This window comes from Pseudomonas juntendi (assembly GCF_009932375.1).
Lineage (GTDB): Bacteria > Pseudomonadota > Gammaproteobacteria > Pseudomonadales > Pseudomonadaceae > Aquipseudomonas > Aquipseudomonas juntendi.
Window position 1 is genome coordinate 1 of sequence record NZ_BLJG01000148.1, and the last position, 5,330, is coordinate 5,330.

Here is a 5,330-nt window from a genome sequence, read left to right on the forward strand (position 1 = left end):
CAGGCTGCTCCATCCCGCGCCTGTGAGATCGAATTCTACGGATTTGCGCGCTGGTGTCAAGCAATTGTTTTGGAAAAACCTTTTTTGTTCAAACCCTTAGCGCATCACACCTGCATGCGGCTCAGGCGCGGCGGGCCTTTCAGGCCGATTATCGCGTGGGTATTCGGGCCAGGTGTTGAACGGGCGGCCCCATGCGATACTATCTGTATGAATTTACAGTGCTGACGGTCATCCATGTCTTTGCGCAAGATCATCCACGTTGACTGCGATTGCTTCTATGCCGCGATCGAGATGCGTGACGACCCGCGCCTGGCCGGGCGGCCCATGGCAGTGGGCGGCTCGGCAGAGCGCCGTGGCGTGATCGCCACCTGTAATTATGAAGCGCGTGCCTACGGTGTGCGCTCGGCCATGGCATCGCGCCACGCGCTGAAACTGTGCCCGGACTTGTTGATCGTCAAGCCGCGTTTCGAGGCCTATCGCGAAGCCTCGCGGGAAATTCATGCCATCTTTCGAGACTACACCGAGCTGATCGAGCCCTTGTCGTTGGACGAGGCCTACCTGGATGTCAGCGACAGCCAATGGTATTCGGGGAGCGCCACCCGTATTGCCGAGGATATTCGCCGGCGAGTCGCGCGTACCCTGCATATCACCGTGTCGGCGGGGGTGGCGCCAAACAAGTTCCTGGCCAAGATCGCCAGCGACTGGCGCAAGCCCAACGGGCTGTTCGTGATTACCCCCGATGAGGTCGAGGCATTCGTTGCGGCCTTGCCAGTGGCCAGGCTGCACGGCGTGGGCAAAGTCACGGCGGACAAACTGACGCGCCTGGGTATCGAAACCTGCCTGCAACTGCGTGACTGGTCGCGCCTGGCGCTGGTGCGCGAGTTCGGCAGTTTCGGTGAGCGGTTGTGGGGGCTGGCGCGAGGTATTGACGAGCGTGCGGTGCACAACGATAGCCGGCGTCAGTCGGTCAGCGTGGAAAATACCTACGACACCGACCTGCCGGACTTGGCCAGTTGCCTGGCGCGTTTGCCGGAGCTGCTGGAAAGCCTGAACGAACGCATCGCCCGCATGGACAGCAGTTACCGGCCAGAGAAACCCTTCGTCAAGGTTAAGTTCCATGACTTCAGCCAAACCACGCTGGAACAGGCCGGGGCGGGCAGGGACCTGGAAAGTTACCGGCAATTGCTGGGGCAGGCGTTCGCCCGCGGTGGCAAGCCGGTGCGTTTGTTGGGGGTAGGGGTAAGGTTGCGCGATCTGCGCGGGGCGCATGAACAGTTGGAGCTGTTTGCGCCTATATAAAGAAGCGGCCTTGTGCCGCGGTGGTCGGCGCAGCAGCCCCGGCAATTCAAGCAGCAATGCCGAATGCCTGGGGCTGCTGCGCAGCCCATCGCGACGCAAGGCCGCTCCTACAGGGTAATCGCGATAGAGGCCGGGTTATTGCGCCCCCGGGTCAGCCACCAATCGCCCGGTAGCCTTGGTCAGCGACTGCAGAAACTCCTGCTGCAGCTCCGGGTCGTTGCGGGTCAGCTCGATCAGGCTCTGTTCCATTTCGCTGGCTTCTTCTTCAAGGCCCAGCTCGGACAGGCGCTTGACCCGGTGTACCCACTGGCTGACATCGTCATCTTCGAGGTCATCGAAGATCAGCTCATGGGCCTCATGCAGCTTGTTGCGCAGGGTGGCGCTGACCAGCAGGCTGGCGTCGCCACGGACCCCGTTGTCCTCGTCGAGCACTTGCAGGTGCAGGGTGCCGACGTGGTTGAGGTTCTGCTCCGAAAACGGGCTGTCCAGCAGGTTCAGGCGCAGTACGCCGCTACGGTCAGTGGTCAGCTCGTGAGTCATTTTGCCAGCCTTGACCTCCACCAACCGTTCGCTCCACGGCATGCTGGTGGATTCTTCACGCTGGCCTTTCTGCACTTCGCTGATCCCGGCGAGGTTCTGCTGGGCGCGGCCATTGGACGCTACGTTCATGAACGGGTTGAGCCCGTCCACCCCATAGCTGAGCCAGTCGTGGGTCATGCTTTGCGGCAGGTTGCCCAAAGCGAAGACATTGACCACGTTGGCGCCAACCCCCGCCACAACGGCCACCGCACCCAGCGGGATCTCGTAGATCTCCCGCCAGGGCTGGTAAGGCGTGTAGCGATCATAGCGGCGGGTGACTTCGAACTCGGTCACTTCGAAACGCTTTTCCTCATGCACGCGCACACGCCGTTGCGGCAGCTCCATCACCTTCGGCTCGCCGACATCGATCTGCAGGGTGTGGGCGAGCAGCTTGCGCTCCACGCGCTCTTCATGGTCGCTGCGCTGGGACATCTGGTTGGCGCAGCCGCTGACGAGCAGGGCGCCGCACAGTGCAGCGCCCCCCCGGGTAAAGGTACTTCGCTTGAACATGATTACTCGTGCATTGGTTATCAGCGGCGAACGCGGGCCTGCAGGAAGGTCAGCACTTCATTGAGCGGCAACGGCTGGGCGTCCTGCTCGGTGCGGTGCTTGTACTCCAGGTTGCCTTCGGCCAGGCCGCGATCGCTGACCACGATGCGGTGCGGAATGCCGATCAGCTCCATATCGGCGAACTTGATGCCGGGGCTGGTCTTCTTGTCGCGGTCGTCCAGCAGTACTTCGTAGCCGGCGGCGGTCAGTTCGGCGTACAGCTTGTCGGTTGCCTCGCGAACCGCTTCGGTTTCGTAGCGCAGCGGTACCAGGGCAATCTGGAACGGGGCCAGGGCGTCGTTCCAGATGATGCCTTTGTCGTCGTAGCTCTGCTCGATGGCGGCTGCCACCACGCGCGATACACCGATGCCGTAGCAACCCATCGACAGCACGACCGGCTTGCCGTTCTCGCCCAGCACCTGGCACTTCAGCGCTTCGCTGTACTTGGTGCCCAGCTGGAAGATATGCCCGACTTCGATGCCACGTTTGATGATCAGGGTGCCTTGGCCGTCCGGGCTCGGGTCGCCTTCAACCACATTGCGCAGGTCGGCTACCTGTGGCACTGGCAGGTCGCGCTCCCAGTTCACGCCGAAATAGTGCTTGTCATCGATGTTGGCACCAATACCGAAGTCGCTCATCAGCGCCACCGAGCGGTCGATGATGCATTCCAGCGGCAGGTTCAGTGGGCCCAGCGAGCCGGCGCCGGCACCGATCGCCTCGCGCAGTTCGGCTTCGGTGGCCATTACCAGCGGGTCGGCAACCTGCTCCAGCTTGGTGGCCTTGATTTCGTTCAGCTCGTGGTCGCCACGAACGATTAGGGCCACCAGCTTGCCCTCTTCGGCGCCGCGCACGATCAGGGTCTTGACGGTTTTTTCGATCGGCAGGCCGAAGTTTTCCACCAACTGGGCAATGGTCTTGGCGTTTGGCGTATCGACCAGGCGCAGCTCTTCGGTAGGCGCGGGGCGCACGGTTTCCCGTGGGATGGCCTCGGCCTTTTCGATGTTGGCGGCGTAGTCGGAGCTGTCGCTGAAGATCACGTCGTCTTCGCCAGACTCGGCCAGTACGTGGAATTCGTGCGAGTAGCTGCCGCCGATCGAGCCGGTGTCGGCCTGCACAGGGCGGAAGTCCAGGCCCAGGCGCGTGAATATGTTGCTGTAGGCCTGGTGCATGCGGTCATAGGTTTCCTGCAAGGAAGCCTGGTCGGCATGGAACGAGTAGGCGTCTTTCATGATGAACTCGCGGCCACGCATCAGGCCGAAGCGCGGGCGGATTTCATCGCGGAATTTGGTCTGGATCTGGTACATGTTGAGCGGCAGCTGTTTATAGCTGGACAGCTCGTTACGGGCCAGGTCGGTGATCACTTCTTCGTGGGTTGGGCCGACACAGAAGTCACGCTGATGGCGGTCTTTGAGGCGCAGCAGTTCCGGGCCGTATTGTTCCCAGCGGCCGGACTCCTGCCACAGCTCGGCGGGCTGGATGCTTGGCATCAGCACTTCGAGGGCACCGGCGGCGTTCATTTCCTCACGCACCACGGCCTCGACCTTGCGCATTACCCGCAGGCCCATCGGCAGCCAGGTGTACAGGCCGGAGGCCAGTTTGCGGATCATGCCGGCACGCAGCATGAGCTGATGGCTGATGACCACTGCATCGGCAGGGGTTTCTTTCTGGGTGGCGAGCAAATATTGACTGGTGCGCATGGTTAGCCGTGTCGATTGCCTAAGACGTTGAAATAGCCCCGCATTGTACGGGGGTGAAACGAAGGCGTACAGGATGCCCCAGGGCGTGACGCTTGTCAGCCAAGAAAAAGCCCGGCGAGGTCGCCGGGCTTTTCAGGTGCGGGGCACTGCAAGCCAGGCTTACAGGATGCTCAGCGGGTACTCCACGATCAGGCGCAGTTCGTCGATCGAAGGCGAACCGTAGTAAACGCCATCGGCCGAACGGTAGGTGGCTTGACGGACGCGGAAGCTCAGGTCCTTGGCCGGGCCGCTCTGCATCACGTACTTGACGTCGATGTCGCGTTCCCATTCCTTGCCGCTGTCGGTGGTGCGGGTGGTTGCACCGGTACCACGTACATAGCGGGTCATGAAGCTCAGGCCGGGTACGCCGAACTCAGCGAAGTTCAGGTCGTAGCGAGCCTGCCAGGATTTTTCGTCTTCGGCGTTGAAGTCGGAACGGGCCACGGAGTTGGCCAGGAAGACCGTGCCGCCACCGTCTACACCGTAGGCGTAGTCGCCGTCACCGGTGACCTTCTGGTAGGCCAGGGTGAAGGTGTGGGCGCCGACGTTGTACGCGGCCGAGAGGCTGGCTGCGATGTTGTCCAGTTCGTTGCTGCCGTCGGACTTGCTGACGAATGCACCGGTCAGGTTGTTGCCGATGGACTTGGTGTCATAGATGTTGAAGTCGAACACCAGGCCTTGCTTGTCGCTGATCGGCAGCGCCCAGTTGATATTGCCGTACCACTTGCGGAAGTGGTCTTCGACACGCGAGTAGTAAACGCTGGTGCTGAGGTTGTCGGAGAGGGCGTAGGTGCCACCAAAGACATTGGCCTCGGTCAGCCGCAGGCTGTCGTGGTAGGTCTGAGCCTGGGCGTTCAGTGCGGTGAAGTGACCGGCGTGCAGGGTGAGGCCGGCAATTTCGTTGCTGGTGATCAGGCCACCTTCGGCAACTTCTGGCAGCAAGCGGCTGTCGTCGGTTGCGAATACTGGCAGTGCGGTGAACTGGTCGCCCCACTTCAGTACGGTGTTGGAGATGCGCATTTTCACAGCGCCGCCCGCTTCCGAGTAGTCATCTTGCGAGCGACCGTCCGAGCCAGTCGGGAACAGGCCGGTGCCGGCGCGGCCGCGGCCGCTGTCCAGCTTCAGGCCGAGCATGCCGATGGCGTCGACGCCGAAGCCTACGGTGCC

General features: G+C 62.0%; 4 protein-coding genes. 1 reads left to right on the forward strand and 3 read right to left on the reverse strand.

Annotated features, from left to right (window positions below):
- The first annotated feature begins 240 nt into the window (after positions 1–240).
- Complete coding sequence (dinB, locus tag GYA94_RS18755) at positions 241–1,299, forward strand: DNA polymerase IV (protein WP_161892868.1); 1,059 nt, start codon at positions 241–243, stop codon at positions 1,297–1,299.
- Positions 1,300–1,434: 135 nt separating this feature from the next.
- On the opposite strand, the gene GYA94_RS18760 is transcribed toward dinB, so the two are convergent.
- From GYA94_RS18760 to GYA94_RS18770, 3 genes are all read right to left on the reverse strand, one after another.
- Positions 1,435–2,388 (reverse strand): hypothetical protein, encoded by a 954-nt coding sequence (locus GYA94_RS18760; RefSeq protein WP_110679224.1) that lies wholly within the window; start codon positions 2,386–2,388, stop codon positions 1,435–1,437.
- Positions 2,389–2,408: 20 nt separating this feature from the next.
- Complete coding sequence (locus GYA94_RS18765; protein WP_054911983.1) at positions 2,409–4,124, reverse strand: proline--tRNA ligase; 1,716 nt, start codon at positions 4,122–4,124, stop codon at positions 2,409–2,411.
- 159 nt (positions 4,125–4,283) lie between these two features.
- A partial coding sequence (locus GYA94_RS18770) for an OprD family porin (RefSeq protein WP_161892867.1) occupies positions 4,284–5,330 on the reverse strand: 1,047 nt, incomplete at its 5' end.

Excerpts from the sequence above, each read along its gene's own strand:
- GYA94_RS18760 (WP_110679224.1), bottom strand. The coding sequence starts at position 2,388 with ATGTTCAAGCGAAGTACCTTTACCCGGGGGGGCGCTGCACTGTGCGGC.
- GYA94_RS18765 (WP_054911983.1), bottom strand. The coding sequence starts at position 4,124 with ATGCGCACCAGTCAATATTTGCTCGCCACCCAGAAAGAAACCCCTGCC.